Raw genomic sequence first — 20494 nt, 5'->3', positions numbered from 1 at the left:
GGCGCCCACCTTACCTACCGGGCAGCGACTAGTCATCCGCAGAAATCCGACATACCGGCGGACACGCGCCGCGCTCGGTTACTCGGTGTCCAACGGCTGAGCCCGCATGGAGCGGATGGCCAGGTAGTTCACGCCCCACAGCGCGACGCCGATGGCCAGCAGTACGCCGGCGATGGCGTACTGCGCCGGATTGCGGTCGGTGAACGGCGTGACGAGAAAGCCGCAGGTGAGCGCGCCGAGCACGGGCAGCGGCGTCGGTGTCTTGAAGTGCTTGTGCGGCACCGGGTCTCGGCGCAGCACCAGCACGGCGACGTTGACCACGGTGAACACCGCGAGCAGCAGCAGCGCCGTGGTGCCGCCGAGTTCGGGCACTTCACCGACGAACAGGATGAGCCCGAGCGCCAGCAGCGTGGTGAAAATGATGGCGTTGTAGGGCGTCCGGCGCCACTCGTGCACGCGGCCGAACGGCCGGGGTAGTACTCCTTGCCGGGCCATGCCGTAGATGAGGCGGCTGGCCATCAGCATGTTGATCAGCGCCGAATTGGCGACGGCGAACATGGTGATGTACGCGAAGACATGGGTCGGGAAGCTCGGCGCGCCCGCCTCGACCACCTTCAGCAGCGGCGTGTCGCCTTGACCGAGTTGGTCGGCGGGCACGAGCGCCACCGCGCTGATGGACACCAGCACGTAGATGAGCCCGGTAATGAGCAGCCCGGCGAGCAGCACCTTCGGGAAGATCCGGCTCGGCTCCTTGCACTCCTCGGCCATGTTCACCGAGTCCTCGAAGCCCACCATCGCGTAGAACGCGAGCGTGGTGGCCACGATGACGCCGCCGACCGCGTTGCGCTCGCCGGTGTCGAATTCGACGATGCGGGAGAAGTCGCCGTCGCCCACGCCCAGTGCCCAGCAGCCGATGGCGATGACGATCAGCAGACCGGTCAGCTCCACGCAGGTGAGCACCACGTTGAGCTTCACGCCCTCGCTCACGCCGCGCAGGTTGACCGCCGCCACCACCGCCATGAACACCAGCGCGATCACCGTCACCGCGGTTCCGGTGCCCAGATCCAGGTCGAAGGCCTCGGCGAAGTTGGCCGCGAACGCCCGCGAGGCCGTGGACGCGGAGGTGATGCCGGAGCTCATCACCGCGAACGCGACCATGAAGGTGAGGAAATGGATGCCGAACGCCTTGTGCGTGTAGAGGGCGGCGCCCGCGGCGTGCGGGTATTTGGTGACCAATTCGAGGTAGCTGAAGCCGGTGACGAGCGCGACCAGGAACGCGACGAGGAACGGCACCCACACCGCCCCGCCGACCTCGTTGGCCACCTTTCCGGTGAGCGCGTAGATCCCGGTGCCGAGGATGTCGCCGACGATGAACAGCAGGAGCAGTCCCGGCCCCATCACCCGTTTGAGCTCGGGCCCGGATTCGGATGTCGGATTCGCAGTGACTTCGGACATGCGTCCTCCCCTCGGCAGTAAGGGCGAGGGTACCCACTCCGCGGCGGAATAGTCGTTCACCGGGCCGATTTCCGCTGGGGTTTCTACGCGCCGGGCAGGGCCGAAAGTTCGTCTGCGTGCCACCGGCCCGATGGGCGACGGCGCTGTGGCGGACCGCCTGCCCTGGGGTCTGCCGTTACTGATCCATCCCGTCCATCCGGCGCGCGGTCTCCACGATCATGGCCGCGGAATCGCGCGGGCTCAGCGCCATGGCGCGCAGCTGGTCGAAAATGACCCCGAAACGTCGGATTTCGGTGTGCCCCTCGATCAGTTCGTCACCCGCGATGCCCTCCACGTAGACCAGTTCGGGGTCGGCCGGGTCGGGGAAGTCGAGCAGGGTGAAGGAGCCCGCCATGCCGGGGTGCGCGCCCGCGTCGAACGGAAGGATCTGCAGGATCACGTTCTTACGCTTGATTTCCTGCAGCAGCCGGTCGAGCTGGCCCCGCATCACCGCCGGGCCGCCGACGGTGCGCCGGATCGCGGCCTCGTCCATGACCACCCACAGCTCGAGCGGGTCCTCCTTGGTGAGGTTGACGGCCCGATCCATCCTGGCCTTCGCCCTGCTCTCCATGACCGAAGCCTCCAGCTTCGGCATCGAGGTGTCGATCACCGCGGTCGCGTACTCGTAGGTCTGCAGAAGCCCTGGGACGATGGAGGTTTGGTAGTGCCGGGCCGACAGCGCCTCGGACTCGAAGTTGATGTAGGCGGCGTACACCTCCGACACGCTGCCCTCGTAGGCGCGCGACATGCCGGGCTTCAGCGCGTCCGACAGCAGTTCCAGAGCGTCCTCGCGCTGTTCCTCGCCGATGCGGTACAGGTCGAGCATCGCCATGAGGGTGCGGCGCTGCGGACGGGCCTGGGCGGTCTCGATCCGGTACAGCGTAGTGACGTTGATCCCGGTCTTCGCGCTGACCTCTTCCTTGCTGAGCTGGGCGTTCTCGCGCATCTCGTGCAGCATTGCCGCCAGCCGCCGCAACCGGACGGTCAGGACGGTGCGCTTGCCTGCCATCAGTACAACCCCTTCGGTCTGCGCACTAGCTGGAACGCGTTATGACGTTCGCCCTCGAATGCGGCCTATGTGCAGCGGATCTGTGCCGAGTGTGGGCACAGCAACAGAGACTACCTCCCGTGATCCACGTTATGGTCGGTGTTTTCGAGGGCGTTTACGCTCGGCGCACAATCTTGCGGGGGAAACCGGACCCACTACTCGGTTGCATCGGCCTGCGAATACTCGCGGACCTGCTCGGGGACGTTTCGCGGACGGCGGGAATGCCCCGGGCGAAGCGCCGCCGCTGGATGCAGCCGCGGGCCGTGCCCGACTCGGGCGGAAGCGTGGGTTGTCGGCAGCGACGCGAGGTCGGACGGCCCATCTTTTGCGAATTGATTGCTAACGCGTTTCCGATGTTGCTGAATTGTGATTTTGCCCAGGTAGACGGCCCTTTATTGGAGATGCGGAGAGTTTGCCACAATTCGATTTCATTCCGTGTTCCGCGCCGTCGCCCCCGGCTGCCGATGGATAATGACCGCGTGACGAGGATGGATCACCTCGCGCTGAGAAGCGCCTCCGCGATCGAGAGCGTCCTCGCGGGCACGCCGCAGAGCGTGGGTGGCTTCCGCTTCTGGTTCGAGGATCAGCGATGGGAATGGTCGGACGAAGTGGCCGCGATATACGGCTACCCGGCGGGCAGCGAGCGCCCCAGTACGGAGTTGCTGCTGGCGCACAAGCACCCCGACGACCGCGCACCGGTCGACGGGTCCATTGTCACCGCCGTGCGAACCGGTGAGCCCTACTGTGGCCGCCACCGCGTCATCGACACCGCCGGGCGAACCCATCACGTCATCGTCGTGGCCGATCGCATGCTCGATGACCGGGAGTCGGTGATCGGCGCCTGCGGTTATGTCGTCGACGTGTCCGAGACCCTCGCGGAGAACCGGCAGGAGATCCTCGACGGCACGCTGCCCGAACTCGTCGAATCGCGGGCGGTGATCGAGCAGGCCAAGGGCGTGCTCATGCTCGTCTACGGGATCAACGCCGAACAGGCGTTCCGGGTGTTGCAGTGGCGCTCCCAGGAAACCAACATCAAGCTGCGGACGCTGGCGCGACAACTGGTCGGCGAGATCCCCGCGATGGGCGGCGGTCCGGCCGCGCAACGGGCCCAATTCGACCATCTGCTGTTGACCATGCACGACGTCTTGGCGTCCAAGTGAGCGCGCCCTCGGGCGCAGCGCACGTCCCGTGACGAACCCCCGATAGTTCGACTACCGGCGCTCGGCGACATCAGGGGCAGAGCCCGCACGCCACGTGTCTCAGACGGGTCGCTTACCTCGATGCGCCACCGCGATCTCGCGCTGCGGCGCCACGTTTCGGGGCGAGCTCGCCGTTTGCCGTGCTCCGGCGTCGGATCCCCCGCGCGCCGAGGCTATCGGGCATTCGGAAGTTGCGTGATCTTCGCCCTTCGACCGATCCCACACCCGATAAGTCGGAGACAATTCATTAGAAGTCGCCATAGTGGGAGGAAGTCGTTGTGGTCAGTGAGTACACATCGGCACTCGAGCAAGAAATCGTCACCATGCGGGGGCAACACGAGATGTTGCTGAAGGCCGGGCGGCAGTGGTCGTTGCGCGCGATGTTCGGCACGCCCGACTGGGACATCGTCGATTACTGCCGCGACTTCCGGCCCAACCGGTTCGGGGAGCAAGCCTGTGCGGAGGTCGAGCGCTTCTGCCGCGAGCACGGCATCTGGCTCGAGCCCGCGGGCCCGCACTACAACAGCATGACGCCCTACCTGCATCCCGGCGCCGTGAGTGCGGAACGGATGACGATCATCGGGCTCTACAACGCGATCCTGTTCTGGCTCAACGACACTGTCGGCCGGGAGAAGTTCGGGCACCTCGGCGACGACGAGCAGCGACAGGCGCGCGTCGCGATCGACCGGCTGTGCGTGCTCCTGCGTACCCGCTCCTCGCCTGCGTACCCGACCCCGTTGGAGACCTCGACGTCGGCGTTTCTCACGATGCTGTCCGCCCGCGCGAACCCGGCCTGGCTCGACCGGTTCATCGAGTCGACCATCGCGCACCTGCGGCCCGCGATCCAGGACCAGAACGCCAGGGCACGCGGCGGGTTGCTCAGCGTCACCGAGTACATCGACCTGCGAGCCCAGGTGTCGGGCATGTATCCGGCGATCGCGCTGTGCGAATTCGGCCGGGACGATTACCTGCCCTGGGACCGGATCGGGCACACCGAGCTGGCCGGCGACCTCCGGCGGCTGCGGGTGCTGACCGTGGAGATCGGGGCGCTGATGAACGACGTGTTCTCCTTCGAGAAGGAATGCATCGTCGATCTCGCTGATTTCAATTTGATTCCGGCGGTCTTGCTGAACCACCCCGGATGGTCGCTGGAGGACGCTGTGCGGGGCTCCACCGAGCTCGTGCGCGAGCGGCTCGCCGAATTCCGGGAGCTGGGTGCGCTGGCGGCCGAACGCTGCGAGCGCCTGGGCGCGGAAGACGCCGATCTGGCGGCGACCGTCTCGACGCACATCGCCGATCTGATCGCATGCGTGCAGGCGACTTGGGTGTGGCAGGTGGATACGCTGCGGTACAAAGGTGCGTCGATATTCCGGGAGAACGGGCTGAAGTAGGCACGCCACCCTCGCCACCTCTGGGAATGCTTCCAGGCGGCAGTACTCGACGGTCTCGAACTTGTGTGGATACGATGCGTCGGGGGCTATCTCCGGCCTGAATGGTGAGGGGGTTGCGGTGGAACAGATCGAACTCGCCTCGATGGCGAACTTGTGGTGGCGCGCGTTGCAGGCCGTCGCCGAGGGGTCGGTGTCCGTACCGGACCCCGAGCTGGTGCTGCGCGGCCTCGTCGAGGAGTTGGTCTCCGCTCTGGAAGCCGAACCGTTCGACGCGGGCGTCGGTCTGCGCGTCGGCGCGGCCCTGGCCTCCGCCGGGTTGGTCGGTCCCGCCGTGCCGGGCGCGTCCGCGCAGGTCCTGTACGGATTGGCCGAACAGGGAACGGCCGCGGATCGCGGGCGGCGACTCGCGGCGCTGGTCGCGGCGATCGGTCAGGGCCACGAAGCGCAATCCCGCTCGCACGAACAGGCCGCGAGCGACGCGACCCGGGCCGCCGACGAGCGGTTCCGGGTGGTCTTCGACAACGCGGCGATCGCGATCGCGATCGGCGACACCGACGGGACGCTGCTTGACGTCAACCGGGGCTTGGCCGAGATGATCGGCGTCCCGGTCGACACCTTGCGGGGGGTGTCCGTCTACGACTTCGCGCACCCCAACGACCGTGAGGGCATCCGCACGCTGGTGTACGACAAGCTGGTCCCGTCCGGGGAAGGCACGGTCAAGCTGGAGCAGCGGATCCGCCGCGCCGACGACAGCTACGGGTGGGCCTCGTTCGCCATCACCTTCGTCAAAGGCGTCGACGGCCAGAGCGACTATCTGCTGGCGGTCGGCGAAGACGTCACCGAGCAGCACCGGATGCGGGAGGAGCTGCACCGGCAGGCCCGGCACGACCCCCTCACCGGACTGCCGAACCGGCGGCATCTCATCGAACGGATCGACGCGATGATCGCGGATGCCAGCAACGGAGACCGCGCGGGGTTGTGTTTCGTCGACATCGACCGCTTCAAACACGTCAACGATCGCTACGGCCACGGGACCGGCGATCAGATCCTGACCGCGGTCGCCGAGCGCCTGCAGGACAGTGTGCGCGGATCGGGGTGTCTGGTCGCCCGCATCGGCGGTGACGAGTTCGTCGCCCTGATCCCGCCGCCTGCCAGCGACCATCGGGTGGCCACCGTGGCGAACAGCCTGCTCGAGGCGCTGGTCGACCCGATCACGGCCGGTGACCGGCGACTACGCATGTCGATCAGCATCGGCGCGGTCGTCACCGCGGTCGCGGGCGCGGACGCCGAATCGCTGCTCGATGCCGCCGACACCGGCCTATACCGGGCGAAGGCCGACGGCAAGGGCCGGTGGGTACTGCACATTCTCGACACCGACACCTCCCGCGGTCCGCAACCGGTGGTGTAGTCGCGGGACTGCCTCAGCGGGCCAGCAACCTGTGCAGGAAGGCGGGCGGGACCATCGGCCATTCTTCCTGCCAGCGGCCTTCGTGCAGGTCGTAGTTCACGCTGTGCAGCAGCGACATGATCCAGGGGCCCTCGTCCAGCAGGGGCCGGATGAGACCGGCGTCGGCGTACCTGGCCACGATCGGGACCAACTCGTCCTTCGCCGCCTCGGTCTTTCCGGCCGCCGCAAGGCAGGTGGCGAGCAGCAGGGACGCTTGCGCCGCGGCCCGCGGGCGTCGGCCCGCATCGATGGAATCCCGTAACTGCTGGGCGCGTGCCACCGCGGCGGCGACCCGTTTGGCGGCTCCGGACCGCAGCAGCATCCGGATCGCGGAATCCTCCCGCAGTTCGGCGGCCATCACGGCGATACCGCCTTCTCCGGCCGGCGGTTCGGTGACGTAGGTGGCGGTCAGGCCGAGCCGGACCTGCTCGTTGGCGATCCGGGTGGCCAGCCGCGGCAACTTCAAGGCCCTGGCCACCTCGGCGCCTTCGTCCAGCCGTCGCGCGGCGGACGCCAGATCGCCGCGCAGGGCTTTGATCCGTGCGCCGGTGGCGTAGTTGGCCATCAGGAAGTCGACGGGGCCGCCCTCGATGCCGAGCCGTCCGGCTTCGTCCAGCAGGCGCTCGGCCGCCGCCACCTGGTCACGTTTGTAGAGCAGCTCGCCGAGCAAGGCGCCGGCCAGGCGAGCGGCATAGGACTGCGGGCCCGACGAGGTGGTGGCCAGTTCGAACGCGGTGCGGAAGCTACGTTCGGCCGCCGCGATATCGAGTTCTTCCCGTGCCGCGATGCCCACCAGGCTGTGGCTGTACATCAGGATGAACGTGCTGCGGGTCTGCTGGTAGAAGGGGGTGGCCCAGTCGTGCCATTCCCGCGCCCGCTCGTAGTCGAACCGGCTGATCGCGGAGAAGGCGGCGAGGTTCGCGGCCGCGCACAGCGCCCACGGCCCCAGCGTGTCGGCTCGGCCCAGGCATTTGGCGACTACCGCGTCCACGCCCTCCGGATGGTCGGCGAACGCGCGTTCCACGCACTCGATGAGGTCGGCTTCGAGCGCGAGATCGGGGTCGGCGTCCGGAGCCTTGTCCAGCGACGCCCGCACCAGCCGTAGGGCGGCGTGCAGTTCGGTGGGCTGGCGCAGCAGCGCGTTCGTCCAGGCGACCCCGACCTGCAGCCGAGGGCGGGCGGCGGCGGCCGCGGGCGGAAGTTTGGCGACCAACCCGAGAAACGTCGCCAGCTGGGCGTCCTGCACCAGATCGCGGGATTTTCCCTCCACGATGTCGACGGCCTTCTCGCCGTCGTCAGCGGCCAGCGCGTGATCGATCGCCTCGCTGAGCATCTTGTGGTCGGCGAACCAGCCGGCTGCCGCGCGATGCAACTCGGGCACTTGCTCGGGGTGGTCGCGTTCGAGTCGCCTGCGCAGGAACTCCGCGAACAGATGGTGGTAGCGGAACCAGTCGCCGTCCTCGTCGACGCGGCGCAGGAACAGATTGCGGCGTTCCAGATTCTCCAGGACCGACTGCCCGTGCGGCCGTCCGGTCAACGCCGTGACCAGGCTGCCGGAGACCCGTTCGGGGAGGGAGGTTTTGAGCATGATGTCGAGCAGCTCGGGCTCGACGGTGTCGAGCACGTTCTCGGCCAGGTACTCGGCGATGGCGTGATGGTGCCCGGACAGGTGGGCGATCAGCGAAGCCGGGTCGGGGTGCTCACGCAGCGACAGCGACGCGAGTTGCAATGCCGCCGCCCAGCCCTCGGTGTAATCGCGCAGCTCGGCGCTCTCGGCGTCGGCCAGGGTGAGACCGGTCTGCTCGGCGAGAAACGCCCGTGCCTCCTCGGCGTCGAAACGCAATGCGGCGGCATCGATTTCGACGAGCTCGTGACGCACGCGCATGGTGCCGAGCGGCAAACCCTCCAGTGATCGGCTGGTCAGGATGATCTGCAGATGGTGCGGGCCCTGCTCGATCAGGTAGTGCAGGGCCTCGACGGCGGCGGGGTCGGTGATCCGATCCCAGTCGTCGATCACCAGGGCGAACCGTTCGTCGCGGTCGTGGATGGTGTTGATCAGCGTGGTGAGCACGTAGCGTGCGGCAGCGGCGTCGCCCTCTTCGAGGATCAACGCCAGGTCGGGCGCCAGCGTGGGGACCACACGGTGGAACGCCTCGATCAGGTGCGTCAGCAGCCAGACCACGTTGTTGTCGTCGCGGTCGGCGTTCAACCAGGCCACCGCCACCTTGTCGGTCTCGGCGAGGCGCTTGGCCCACTGGGCGGCCAGCGTGCTCTTGCCGAAGCCGGCCGGGGCGTGAATGACCACGAGCCGCGGCCGTGGCTCGGTTTGCAGCGCGTCGATCAGGCGATCGCGCTGGACCAGCGGACGGGTCGACATCGAGGGGCGGAACTTGGTCTCGGGCGTCGGCGGTGTCTTGGGATGGGGAGTGGGGAAACGCGCGGTGGCGGTCAACGGCCGCGTGCTGAGATCCTCCGGCGCCGGTTGATCGGTGGTGGGCAGCGTCATGTGCTCGATCGGCATGTCGTTGCCGCGCTGGACGGCGCGCAGCATTTCACCGAACGCGGCGGCCGAGGACGGGCGGTCGGCGGGATCGTGCGCCATGCCTGCCTCGATGACGGCGGCCACGTCGTCGGGGATGCCGTCGAGCCGCAGATCGGGGAGCGGGTCGGCCGCGATGCGCAGGAACTGCGCCACGACCTGCTCGCCGGAGCGACGCTCGTACGCCGCGTGCCCGGTGATCATGGCGAAGAGCGTGGCGGCGAGACCGTAGACGTCCGAGGCCACCGACGGAGTGCCCGAGCGCAGCACCTCCGGCGCGGTGAACGCGGGTGAGCCGGTCACCACTCCCGTGGTGGTCTCGAAACCTCCTTCGACCCGGGCGATCCCGAAGTCGGTCAGTTGCGGTTCGCCGTAGTCGGTCAGCAGGACATTGCCCGGTTTGATGTCGCGATGCAGAATCCCGGCGCGGTGCGCGGTCTCCAGGGCGCCGGCCAGCTTGACGGTGATCCCGATCGCCTCGGGCAGCGGCAGGAAACCTTCGCGGCGGATCCGGTTCTCCAGTGAACCGTGCGAGTGGAAGGGCATCACCAGATAGGGGCGCCCGCTGCGGGTGGTCCCCACCTGCAGGATCGGCACGATATTCGGGTGCCCGGACAGGGCGCCCATCGCCTGCTGCTCGCGCAGGAACCGTTCGACGTTCTCCGGCTCGAGGTCGGGCCGGGCGGTGAGGACCTTGACCGCGACGCTGCGATTGAGCGCCCGCTGCCGACAGCGGTAGACCACGCCGAACCCGCCCTTGCCGATCACTTCGGGGTCGTCGAGACCCGCGCCCTCCAGTTCCTGCTCGATACCTGGAGGCCGATCGTGCTGTGTGGCGAACGGGTCCGAACCGGCCATGGTCCTGCTCTGTGTCGGTTGTCGGTGGTGCTGCTGTCGATACCCAGTTTATGCCCGGCGAACCGCCCGATAGGTTATTACGGTTGATATAGATGTGGTGGTGAGACGGGTGATAGCTGGTCATCTTGGTTCCGCATTCCGGGTGTCGACGCGGGGCGGCAACATTCATTGTGCACGATGAATGTTGCTGTCGCTCAGCAAGAATCGGTGCGGCGGACGCTCATCGCGCCGGGAGTCGCGGAGTGTCGAGTTTCTATGACGTATGTCATAATCCGCGCATGACCATCGATGCCTGGGCGCAGCATCCGACCCGGCGGTTCCTCGCCCACGACATGTTCGCCTCGCTGCGGCGGTGGACCGGGGCCGCGATTCTGGCCGACGAGATCCCGCTCTCGATGACCCTCGACGCGATGGACGCCGCCGGCGTGGATCGCGCGCTCATCTCGGCGTGGCACGCGCCGGACGGCGTCCTCATCTCCAATGACGAGGTGGCGGCGTGGGCGGCCGAGGCGTCGGAGCGCCTGCTTCCCATCGCGTCGGTGGACCTGCGCAAGCCGATGCCCGCCGTGCGGGAACTGCGCCGCCGTGTGGAGCAGGGATTCAAGGGCCTGCGGGTGCTCCCGTGGCTGTGGGAGCTCCCGCCGACCGACCGGCGCTTCTATCCACTGTTCGCGGCATGCGTCGAGGCGGGGATTCCTTTCTGCACGCAGGTGGGGCACACCGGTCCGCTGCGGCCGTCGGAGACCGGTCGCCCCATCCCGTACATCGACCAGGTCGCGCTGGACTTCCCCGAGTTGACGATCGTCTGCGGGCACATCGGCTATCCATGGACCGAGGAGATGATCGCTGTGGCCAGAAAACACGAGAACGTCGTCATCGACACCTCGGCGTACACGACGAAACGCCTTCCTGCGGAGCTGGTCTCCTACCTGAAGTCGGGTAGCGGCCGCCACAAGGTGTTGTTCGGCACCAACTATCCGATGATCTTCCCCGGCCACGCACTGGACGGCCTCGACGCCCTCGGTCTCGACGAGCAGACCCGCGAGCTGTATCTGGACGGCAACGCCCGCCGGGTTTTCGGACTGACCGGCTGACCGCTCGGTGCGATGCACCCGCGCGGCGGCGTGTCGCCGGTGTGTTGCACGTCCTTCCACGACTCCGGCCATAGGATGCCTCGGCGCGCCGGAGTCGCACAGGTCTGCACGGGAGCCCTGGTCGGCGTCTTCCGGTCGGTGCGCTTCGTGAGGAGGTCGAATGCTCTGGGTGGTACAGGTGCTCGCCGTCGCGGCCGCTCTGCTCCATGTCGGCATCTTCGTCATGGAGTCCGTGCGGTTCGCCGACCCCGCGGTGCACAAGGGGGTCTTCCGGGTTTCCGAAGCCGAACTGGCCGCGGCCCGGCCGTGGGCGTTCAATCAGGGCTTCTACAACCTGTTTCTCGCGGTGGCGACGCTGGTCGGCGTGGCGATCCTGCGGTCGGTGCCGGAGGCGGGATGGGCGCTGGTGCTGTCGGGGTGCGGGTCGATGCTGGCCGCGGCCGTGGTTTTGGTGGCGCACGACCGCCGGTTCGTCAGAGGCGCGGTGGTACAGGGCACGCTGCCCGCGCTGACGCTGCTCGCGGCCGCGACCCAGCTCTGACCGCCGCCGGGTGGTTGCCCGCGCCCGGCGACCGAAGGTCGGTAACGGTGGGCGAATTCGTACGGATGTGCGGATGTGCGGTCGTGAAGATGTCCGGAAGTATGAACGCGCGGAGCTGATCGGCCTCGTTTCGGGGCCGCCGACCGGAGCGGACATCGCTCGCCGCCTACGCCGAAAAGGGTTGCGGCCGGTCTGCTCTGGGCCTCCGCGTGCTGTCAGGAGTCCTTTACCGCAGAAATGCAGACGCAATCTTGCGTTCTTGCATCTGTACGTGCATGATCCAGCTAGCCTAGTTGTGACAACCGATCCGATGACCGGGATAACGGAATCGAGAGCCAATTATGTTGGTACAAAGCGCGTTGGTGTCGGGTGAACTCGGAGTACGGCGATGAGCGCGCCGACGGTCGGTGCCTTACCGACCGCACCGCAATTGTTGTGTGCTTTCCAAGGGCGTCGTTTCCAAGATCGGGAACTGCTGCGCTCCGCACACGCTCTAGCCGAACTGCACCAGCGTCGTGCGCAGGTGCTGGACACCGCACTGATCGCTGAAATCGACTGTCGCAGACGTGAACTCGTCGACGACATCAACGACTGGGTCGCGCAGGAGATTCCCCAGCATCGCAATGGGGCCTCGCTGCACACCGAAACCCTCGGCGCCGTAGTGGATCGGATGGCGCGCAGCTGGGTGGACGCGAATCAGGTCATTCACACCGAGGGCGCGCGCAGCGACAATACCCATAAACATTGGTATCAACTAGCCGAACTGGTCGACGGGTACACTGATCTGGTAACCGACGTGGCCGGTGGCCGCCGCCGTTTGCCCGAACAATGAACTCGTCGCGACGGTGGTCTCGTCCGCGGTAGTGACACTGCCCCGCAGCGTCACACGTCCGAATGGCGACGTCCCGGCGCCGAGTCATCCGACCAGTGGCTCCACCCGGGCGCTCACGTCGCCGGCACAGTGACGGCGGGCGCAACGGGGCGCCCCGCCCGGCGTGCCGCGTGGTCGACTGGCGCGGCACGCCCGTGACCGATCCCGCTGTGTAGCAATTGCGCTGTGTGGCAATTGCGCTGTGTGGCAATTGCGCTGTGTGGCAATTACTCCGCAACCAACTCCTGGTTGCGCGTGCGTGCCGCCCGGCGGGCCCGCCGCCGCCGGCGATAGCGACGGATCCGGCTCGCGCAGAAATACAGCAGCGCCAGGCCGATGACGAGCAGGACCGCCGCGATCACCGCCGCGGCCACCGGGTGGAACACGGCGAGCGTGACCACGCCCGCGACGGTCACGTCCTCGGCGGTGCTGACCACGATGTTGCTGGCGGGCTCGGGAGAGGTGTTGACGGCCATCCGAGTTCCCGCCTTCACCAGATGGCTCACCAGTGCGGCCGTACCCCCTACCGCGCCCGCGGCGAGTTCCGAGAGGGATCCGTCCTGTCCGGCCAGCAGCGCCGCGACCACGGCGCCCGCGATCGGCCGCACCACGGTGTGCACCGCGTCCCAGAACGAGTCGAGATAGGGGAGCTTGTCCGCCACGGCCTCGATCAGGAACAACACCGCCGCCGCGACCAGGACGTCGGTGCGCTGCAACGCTTCCGGCACCGAATCGGTGAATCCGAACCGGCCGAAGAGCCCGAGCAGCAGAACCACCGCGTAGGCGTTCACGCCGCTGGCCCAGCCTGCGGTGAAGATGAGAGGTAGTGCGGACACGCGCCCATGGTAGGGCGATCGGACGAGCGGCGTCGGCGGCGCCGACGTTGACCGAAGGGGTGGCGCGGGACGGATGCCGGTCGGCGTGACCACAGCCAGGAAGGCGTCGGAGCACCCGAGCGATCGGGAGGGAGGTGTTCGCTCGTCCGCGCCGGGAGGTGGCTGGTACCAGAGGGGGATCACTCCGACGCCGGTGGCGATCCGCTCGACGCCGAGCGCGAGCAGATTCGGGCCCGTGCGCAGACGAGGCTCCCGGCAGCGCGCGTCGGCAGAGCCAAAGCGAAAACCCGGCGCGGGCTCACCGGCCGCAGATCGGTCCGCAGCAGGGGGCACCGACCGAGCGCAGCAGCAGGAAGCCGCAGGTCGATCCGTTGGGAGAGGCGCCGTGGCGGGCCGGGGAAAGGCATCGGCGCGGTGGGCCGATTACGCTGTTCGCTATGTCTGTCCGCACCCGCAAGCCGCTCGTCCCGGGCACGCTGTCGCCCACCCGTGAAGTTCCGCGCGCCATCGAGCGCCCGGAATACGCGTGGAAGAAGACCGCCAACGAGGGACGCGAGCCCTGGGTGCAGACCGCGGAGACGATCGAGAAGATGCGGATCGCGGGCAAGATCGCCGCGCAGGCGCTCGAAGAGGCGGGCAAGGCGGTCGCGCCCGGCGTCACCACCGACGAGCTGGATCGCATCGCGCACGAGTACATGTGCGACCACGGCGCCTACCCGTCGACGCTGGGCTACAAGGGCTTTCCGAAATCGTGCTGCACCTCGCTGAACGAGGTGATCTGCCACGGCATCCCGGACTCCACCGTGATCGAGGACGGTGACATCGTCAACATCGACGTCACCGCCTACATCAACGGCGTACACGGCGACACCAACAAGACCTTCCTCGCCGGTGACGTCGATGAGGAGGTGCGCCTGCTGGTCGAGCGGACCGAGGAGGCCACCATGCGGGCGATCAAGGCGGTACGGCCGGGCCGGGCGCTGAACGTGATCGGCCGGGTCATCGAGTCCTACGCCAATCGTTTCGGCTACGGTGTGGTCCGCGACTTCACCGGCCACGGTGTCGGTCCGACCTTCCACAGCGGCCTGGTCGTGCTGCACTACGACCAGCCCGCCGTGGAGACCATCATCGAGCCGGGCATGACGTTCACCATCGAGCCGATGATCAACCTCGGCGGAATCGACTACGAGATCTGGGACGACGGCTGGACGGTGGTCACCAAGGACCGCAAGTGGACCGCGCAGTTCGAGCACACCCTAGTGGTCACCGAATCGGGGACCGAGATCCTGACCCTCCCGTGACCGGCGGCCTGACCGGACGCGATCCGGTCGGCCGGACGTCCCGGGCGGCCGCGCACCGGACGAGCCCGCGATGAAGGGCGCGCTGCTGGTCGCGGGCACCACTTCGGATGCGGGCAAGAGCGTCGTCGTGGCCGGGATCTGCCGGATGCTGGCTCGGCGCGGCGTGCGCGTCGCGCCGTTCAAGGCGCAGAACATGTCCAACAACTCCGTGGTCACGCTGGACGGCGGGGAGATCGGCCGGGCGCAGGCGCTGCAGGCCCAGGCGTGCGGGCTGGAGCCGAGCGTGCGGTTCAATCCCGTCCTGCTCAAGCCGGGCAGTGACCGGCGTTCCCAGCTGGTGGTCCGGGGGAAAGCGGTCGGCACCGTCGGCGCCGAGGACTACATCCGGCATCGCCAGGAGTTGCGGGGCGTGGTGGCCGCCGAACTCGCTGCGCTGCGGGACGAATTCGACGTGGTCGTCTGTGAGGGCGCCGGATCGCCCGCCGAGATCAACCTGCGCGCGACGGACCTGGCGAACATGGGTCTCGCCCGTGCCGCGGGCCTGCCGGTGCTGCTGGTCGGGGACATCGACCGCGGCGGCGTGCTCGCCCACCTGTTCGGCACGGTCGCCATCCTGGAACCCGAAGACCAGCAATTGATCTCGGGGTTCGTGGTCAACAAGTTCCGCGGCGCGGTCGAGTTGCTCCGGCCGGGGCTGGAGCGCTTGGCCGAGCTCACCGGCCGCCCGACCCTCGGCGTGCTCCCGTACGCCGAGGACCTCTGGATCGACGCGGAGGACTCGCTGGGCACCCTCGCCGACGCGCCGGTCGGCCGTCCCCGCCCGCCGGTGGGGGCCGAATGGCTGACCGTCGCCGCGATCCGGCTGCCGCGCATCTCCAACTCCACCGACGTCGAGGCGCTCGCCTGCGAGCCCGGCGTCGCGGTGCGCTGGGTGACCGAGCCCTCCCGCCTGGCGGACGCCGACCTGGTGGTCCTGCCGGGCAGCAAGGCGACGGTGTCGGATCTGCGATGGTTGCGCGGCAGCGGCATCGCCGACGCGCTGCGGGCACGCGCCGCCGTGGGCGGACCGATTCTGGGCGTCTGCGGCGGGTACCAGATGCTCGGTACCCGCATCGTCGACCCGGTCGAATCCGGTGCGGGCGCGGTCGACGGACTCGGCCTGCTCGACCTGACCGTCGAATTCGCCGAGCCCAAAGTGCTGCGCCGCAGCACGGGGCACGTGGCGGGCGTGGCGGTGCGCGGCTACGAGATCCACCACGGACGTGTCACGCACAACGGCGATCCGGCATGGCTCACCGTCGACGGCGAGCCGGAAGGCAGTGTCCGCGGCGCGGTGTGGGGCACCCACCTGCACGGGCTGCTGGAATCCGACGAGTTGCGCCGCGATTGGCTCCGCGCGGTCGCCGCGGCTGCGGGCCGATCGGGTTTCGTTGTCGCCGAAGATGTATCGGTCACGCAGGTGCGTGCCGCCCAGCTCGATCTACTGGCCGATCTGATCGAAGCCCACCTCGATCTGGCCGCGCTCGAGCACCTGCTCGCCGGGGGTGCGCCCGCCGGATTGCCCATCCTGGCCACCGAGGCGATCGGCGCGAGCGGCCGTATCGGTTGACGCGGACCGACCAGCGCCTTACCTTGCAGTAAGGAATTCGGCCCCGGGTAAGGCGCGGGCTGATCGAGCATGGTCGGGTGTGAGGAAGATGGCGGCGGAGAAGAGACCCAGCGGCCGAGGGGGGAACGTGGTGTCGGCGGCGGTCACCAGTAAGGGGCAGATCACGATCCCGATCGATGTGCGCGTAGCGATGGGTTTGCGCACGGGCGTGCGGGTCGCCTTCGTGCCCACCCCCAACGGGACCTATGAACTGGTGCCCGAAACGCGCACGATCAAGTCGCTGAAGGGCATCGTGGGCTGGTCCGGCTCGCCGATCGGCCTGGCCGAGATGAACGAGGCGATCGCGGGCAATGTCGTGGAAGGCAAGCCGCGATGATCGGCCTGGACGCGAATGTGCTGATCCGCTACCTGACCCAGGACGATCCGGAGCAGTCCGCCCGGGCCAACCAGGTGATCGACGGGCTCAGCGAGAGCAAACCCGGCTACATCACGATGATCGTGCTCGCCGAGATCCACTGGGTGCTGCGGCGCGGCTACAAACAGGACCCGGAGGCGGTCACCGACGTGCTGCTGGGACTGCTCGATTCCAGCGAGATCGTCGTCGAACGCGCCGACACCGTGCGCCAGGCGCTGCGCCGGGCCGCCGACGGCGCCGACTTCGCCGACGCGCTGATCCAGCAACTCGGCCAGGAGGCCGGGTGTGACCTCACCGTCACCTTCGATCACAACGCGGGTGAGCGGGCCGGGATGCGCCTGCTCGCCTGAATCCGCCCCCCGACCCGCCGCCGCGGTGCCCTGATCCGTGTAGCGTGATTCGGCATGGAATCTCGGCAGATCACGGTCGGTGACCGGGCATGGACCGTGCGGATCGACGGACCGGAATCCCGGCACAGCGTGCTCCTGCTGCCCGACGCCGGTGACACGGCGGACGTCTTCGATCAGGTGTGCGCCCGTCTGCACAACTCGGATCTGCGCACCTTCGCGGTGGAATCGATCGAGGGTCTCGACCCGGCCGGTGTGACCGCGATCCTGGACGAGCTCGGTCTGCCGTGGGTGAACGTGGCCGGGCGCGGGACGGGCGCGGTGCTGGCCTGGCAGGCGTGCGCACGCGGGTTCGGCCGGTTCCAGAGCCTGGTCGTGGCCGATCGCGGTCACCCGGCCACGCCCGGCGCGGACGGCGCGGTGGCGGACGCGGACACCGGCCCGGTCGAGGTGCCGACCACGCTGCTGGTCACCAAGAATCTGCCGCGCTCGGTGGCCGACACGTCGGGGCGGTTCGTCTACGGCGAATTCCGGGTGGTCGAGGTCGACGTCACCAACGTGGCCACCGAAGCCGACCACGAGCTGGCCACCGAGATCGTGCTACGCACCAGCCTCTGGTGACTGCGCGCCCGCCGCTTCCTGATAGCCCGCGAGCCAGTCGAGCCAGTTGTCGAGCTCGCGGAACGCCTGCGCCAGCGGTTCGGGGCCGGAGAGGAACACGTCGTGCTTGGCGCCGTCGATCGGCACCATGTTGGTGCGGTCACCCAGGCAGCCCGACCAGCGCTGGATCTGCTTGACGTCGAGCACCGCGTCGGCCACGTCCACGGCGGGGCCGTACTCCTTGGCGAACTTGGTCATCCGGGAGCGCAGGATCAGGGAGGGTACGCCGATGTCCAGGCCCTGGTGCAGCCGCGCGTGGCCGTTGCGGATGGCGCGCAGCCAGCCGAGCCGCACCGGGAAGCCCTGCAACGGCTTCCAGTCCAAGTTGTAATTCCATTCGCCGGACACCGAGTGGTGCAGGCTGTCGCCGTAGGTGCTGATCTTGCCGCCGCCGGGCAGCTGAACCATCTTCCGGAACCGCCCGACCGCCTTGATGATCGGCGTGCCGACGGTCCGGTAGTACGCGGGACCCTGCAGGTCGAACCACGGGCTGTTGAGCACCACGCCGGTGATGCCCGCGGCGGCCGTCCCCCTGGCGCGGTTGAGCCGATCCAGCCACAGCGACACGACCAGCCCGCCGGTGGAGTGCGCGTTGAGCACAACGGGAGCGTCGCCGATCTCGGCCCGGATGATCCGCAGGGACTCCGCGAGCTCACGGTCGTAGAAAGCGAGATCCGTCACATAGTGCGGCGTGTGCCCGTCGCGCAGCGACCGGCCGCATTTGCGCAGGTCGAGTGCGTAGAACTGGTACCCGCGCGCGGCGAAGTGCTCGGCGAGGTGCTCCTGGAAGAAGTAGTCGGTGAATCCGTGCACGTAGAGCACCGCGCCCGCGGTCTGCTCGATGGCGCCGGTGGGCGTGTAGCGCACCAGCGTGGCGACCACCTCGCCTTCGCCGTCGGGATCGGGACCGAGGGGCAGCGTGCGCTGCTGATAGTGCGGGCCCAGGACGTCGGGGCGCCAGCCTCCGCCATCCGGGGAAGTGCCGACCGGCTGGGCAAGCGACTGTTCGTTCGTCACGCGACCAATCTATTGGACGGCGTCCAGTGCCGACAGACCACAGCCGTCGCCCTGCCGCCGAAGTGACGACCGTCTCTGTCGCATTCCGCACATTCCGCAGGTTCGCTGCGGGGTCGCGGCGTGGTGAGGTGCACAATTGGGCTTAGGTGAACGGCGGGTAACCTGACTCCCGCCATGCCGTTCGGTGCCGGCGGACGCCGGGACCGAGCCACAACCACACCGTGCCCAGGCAGGTCCACCCGCCCGGTGGGCCCGCGCAGAAGGACAAGGAAGTCGATCTACCCGTGCCGAACGCTGCCATGACTGAAAAGACCGATGTAGTACTCATCGGTGCCGGCATCATGAGTGCCACTCTCGGCGCGCTGCTGCGGCAGCTGCAGCCGAACTGGTCGATCTCCCTGTTCGAGCGGCTGGACGCCGCCGCCGCGGAGAGCAGCGATCCGTGGAACAACGCGGGTACCGGGCACTCCGCGCTCTGCGAGCTGAACTACAGCCCGCAGAACGCCGACGGCTCGGTGGACATCACCAAGGCCGTCGACATCAACGAGCGCTTCCAGGTCTCCCGCCAGTTCTGGTCCTACGGCGTGGAGAACGGCATCCTGCGCGATCCGTCCGCCTTCATCAACCCGATTCCGCACGTCAGCTTCGTGCACGGCGCCGACAACGTGGAGTACCTGCGCAAGCGCTACGAAGCGCTGGCGCCGCACCCGCTGTTCGAGGGCATGGAGTACATCGACAGCCCGGACGAGTTCACCCGGCGGTTGCCGTTGATGGCGCGCGGGCGCGACTTCTCCGATCCGATCGCGTTGAACTGGACCGACGGCGGCACCGACATCGACTTCGGCTCGCTCACCCAGGAGTTGCTGGCCTACCTCGGCGCCTCCGGCGTCGACCTGGCCTTCGGCAACGAGGTGCGCGACCTGTCCAAGCAGTCCGACGGGTCCTGGCTGGTCACGGTGCGCAACGTCCGCACCAGGGAAACCCGTAGGCTGATCAGCAAATTCGTGTTCGTCGGCGCCGGCGGCGGCGCGCTGCCGCTGCTGCAGAAGGCGAACATCAAGGAGGCCAAGGGATTCGGCGGCTTCCCGGTCAGCGGTCAGTTCTTCCGCTGCGTCAACCCGGCGCTGATCCATCAGCACGAGGCCAAGGTGTACGGCAAGGCCGCGGTCGGCGCCCCGCCGATGTCGGTGCCGCACTTGGACACCCGGGTGATCAAGGGCAGGCCGGGCCTGCTGTTCGGTCCGTACGCCGGCTGGACGCCGAAGTTCCTCAAGGACGGCAAGAACACCGACCTGTTCAAGTCGGTGCGCCCGAACAACATCTTCTCGCTGCTCGGGGTCGGCGTCACCGAACTCGGTCTGACCAAGTACCTGGTCAGTGAGCTGCTGAAGTCCGAAGCGGGCAAGGTGATCACGCTGTCGGAGTTCATCCCGCGCGCCGAGGGCAGGGATTGGGAGCTGATCACCGCGGGCCAGCGCGTGCAGGTGATCCGCCGCAAGGGCGTCGGCGGTGTGCTCGAATTCGGCACCGCGGTGATCGCCGCGCAGGACGGCTCGATCGCCGGTCTGCTCGGCGCCTCCCCGGGCGCGTCCACCTGTGTCACCGCCATGCTGGACGTCCTACAGCGCTGCTTCCCGCAGGAGTACGCCGAGTGGACGCCGAAGCTGAAGGAGATGGTGCCGTCGCTGGGCGTGAAGCTCTCCGAGAACCCGGCGCTGTTCCACGAAGTGTGGGATTGGACCTCCAAAGCGCTGAACCTCGTCGACGGCGGCGACAACACGCCGAGGCACGCGGGGGTCGCGGCGAACGCCTAGGTTGTGATAGCAA

Annotated in this window: 17 protein-coding genes; 12 read left to right on the top strand and 5 right to left on the bottom strand. The window is 68.1% G+C overall.

Annotation, left to right across the window (positions count from 1 at the left end):
• Positions 1-78: 78 nt before the first annotated feature.
• On the bottom strand, positions 79-1455 hold the full coding sequence (locus IU450_RS08715; protein WP_195149228.1) for an APC family permease: 1377 nt from the start codon (positions 1453-1455) through the stop codon (positions 79-81).
• 175 nt (positions 1456-1630) lie between these two features.
• A complete protein-coding gene (locus IU450_RS08710; protein ID WP_195149227.1) occupies positions 1631-2503 on the bottom strand; it encodes a helix-turn-helix domain-containing protein in 873 nt (290 codons plus the stop codon).
• Between the two features lie 527 nt (positions 2504-3030).
• Between IU450_RS08710 and IU450_RS08705 the strand changes: the two genes are divergently transcribed.
• The 3 genes from IU450_RS08705 to IU450_RS08695 all read left to right on the top strand — a co-directional run bounded on the left by IU450_RS08705 (position 3031) and on the right by IU450_RS08695 (position 6540).
• The gene (locus IU450_RS08705; RefSeq protein ID WP_195149597.1) at positions 3031-3702 is read left to right on the top strand and encodes a PAS and ANTAR domain-containing protein; all 672 of its coding nucleotides are present in this window, start codon (positions 3031-3033) and stop codon (positions 3700-3702) included.
• Positions 3703-4019: 317 nt separating this feature from the next.
• Positions 4020-5132 (top strand): terpene synthase family protein, encoded by a 1113-nt coding sequence (locus IU450_RS08700; RefSeq protein WP_195149226.1) that lies wholly within the window; start codon positions 4020-4022, stop codon positions 5130-5132.
• Positions 5133-5250: 118 nt separating this feature from the next.
• A complete protein-coding gene (locus IU450_RS08695) occupies positions 5251-6540 on the top strand; it encodes a diguanylate cyclase domain-containing protein (protein ID WP_324197591.1) in 1290 nt (429 codons plus the stop codon).
• Positions 6541-6553: 13 nt separating this feature from the next.
• Here the strand turns inward: IU450_RS08695 and IU450_RS08690 are convergent, their stop codons facing one another.
• The gene (locus IU450_RS08690) at positions 6554-9976 is read right to left on the bottom strand and encodes a serine/threonine-protein kinase (protein WP_195149225.1); all 3423 of its coding nucleotides are present in this window, start codon (positions 9974-9976) and stop codon (positions 6554-6556) included.
• A gap of 278 nt (positions 9977-10254) precedes the next feature.
• Here IU450_RS08690 and IU450_RS08685 point away from each other — a divergent pair, with 278 nt between their 5' ends.
• The 3 genes from IU450_RS08685 (at position 10255) to IU450_RS08675 (ending at position 12443) form a co-directional block, all read left to right on the top strand.
• The gene (locus IU450_RS08685) at positions 10255-11070 is read left to right on the top strand and encodes an amidohydrolase family protein (protein WP_195149224.1); all 816 of its coding nucleotides are present in this window, start codon (positions 10255-10257) and stop codon (positions 11068-11070) included.
• A gap of 160 nt (positions 11071-11230) precedes the next feature.
• On the top strand, positions 11231-11611 hold the full coding sequence (locus IU450_RS08680; RefSeq protein WP_043695085.1) for a DUF1304 domain-containing protein: 381 nt from the start codon (positions 11231-11233) through the stop codon (positions 11609-11611).
• Positions 11612-12083: 472 nt separating this feature from the next.
• Positions 12084-12443, top strand: coding sequence for a DUF4254 domain-containing protein (locus IU450_RS08675; RefSeq protein ID WP_195149595.1), 360 nt, complete (start codon positions 12084-12086; stop codon positions 12441-12443).
• A gap of 266 nt (positions 12444-12709) precedes the next feature.
• Here IU450_RS08675 and IU450_RS08670 read toward each other — a convergent pair whose 3' ends face one another.
• Positions 12710-13318, bottom strand: a complete 609-nt coding sequence (locus IU450_RS08670; RefSeq protein WP_195149223.1) for a DUF4126 domain-containing protein — start codon at positions 13316-13318, stop codon at positions 12710-12712.
• Positions 13319-13755: 437 nt separating this feature from the next.
• Here IU450_RS08670 and map point away from each other — a divergent pair, with 437 nt between their 5' ends.
• From map to IU450_RS08645, 5 genes are all read left to right on the top strand, one after another.
• The gene (gene map / locus IU450_RS08665) at positions 13756-14619 is read left to right on the top strand and encodes a type I methionyl aminopeptidase (protein WP_043695076.1); all 864 of its coding nucleotides are present in this window, start codon (positions 13756-13758) and stop codon (positions 14617-14619) included.
• A gap of 70 nt (positions 14620-14689) precedes the next feature.
• Complete coding sequence (locus IU450_RS08660) at positions 14690-16228, top strand: cobyric acid synthase (protein ID WP_195149222.1); 1539 nt, start codon at positions 14690-14692, stop codon at positions 16226-16228.
• 127 nt (positions 16229-16355) lie between these two features.
• Positions 16356-16604 (top strand): AbrB/MazE/SpoVT family DNA-binding domain-containing protein, encoded by a 249-nt coding sequence (locus IU450_RS40535; protein ID WP_043728670.1) that lies wholly within the window; start codon positions 16356-16358, stop codon positions 16602-16604.
• Positions 16601-16993 carry a PIN domain-containing protein gene (locus IU450_RS08650; RefSeq protein WP_195149221.1) on the top strand — a complete coding sequence of 131 codons (393 nt, stop codon included), beginning with the start codon at positions 16601-16603 and terminating at the stop codon, positions 16991-16993. The genes IU450_RS40535 and IU450_RS08650 overlap by 4 nt, the downstream gene beginning before the upstream one ends.
• Before the next feature lie 54 nt (positions 16994-17047).
• Positions 17048-17611 carry an alpha/beta hydrolase gene (locus tag IU450_RS08645; protein ID WP_195149220.1) on the top strand — a complete coding sequence of 188 codons (564 nt, stop codon included), beginning with the start codon at positions 17048-17050 and terminating at the stop codon, positions 17609-17611.
• Here IU450_RS08645 and IU450_RS08640 read toward each other — a convergent pair.
• The gene (locus IU450_RS08640) at positions 17591-18667 is read right to left on the bottom strand and encodes an alpha/beta hydrolase (RefSeq protein WP_195149219.1); all 1077 of its coding nucleotides are present in this window, start codon (positions 18665-18667) and stop codon (positions 17591-17593) included. The genes IU450_RS08645 and IU450_RS08640 overlap by 21 nt on opposite strands.
• A gap of 299 nt (positions 18668-18966) precedes the next feature.
• On the opposite strand from IU450_RS08640, the gene mqo reads away from it, so the two are divergent.
• Positions 18967-20481 carry a malate dehydrogenase (quinone) gene (gene mqo, locus IU450_RS08635; protein WP_195149218.1) on the top strand — a complete coding sequence of 505 codons (1515 nt, stop codon included), beginning with the start codon at positions 18967-18969 and terminating at the stop codon, positions 20479-20481.
• Positions 20482-20494: the final 13 nt, after the last annotated feature.

Origin of the sequence: Nocardia abscessus, from assembly GCF_015477775.1 — a bacterium.
GTDB classification, from domain to species: domain Bacteria; phylum Actinomycetota; class Actinomycetes; order Mycobacteriales; family Mycobacteriaceae; genus Nocardia; species Nocardia abscessus_A.
Note: the sequence above shows the minus strand (reverse complement) of the source record. Positions and strands in the feature narration are given on the sequence as shown.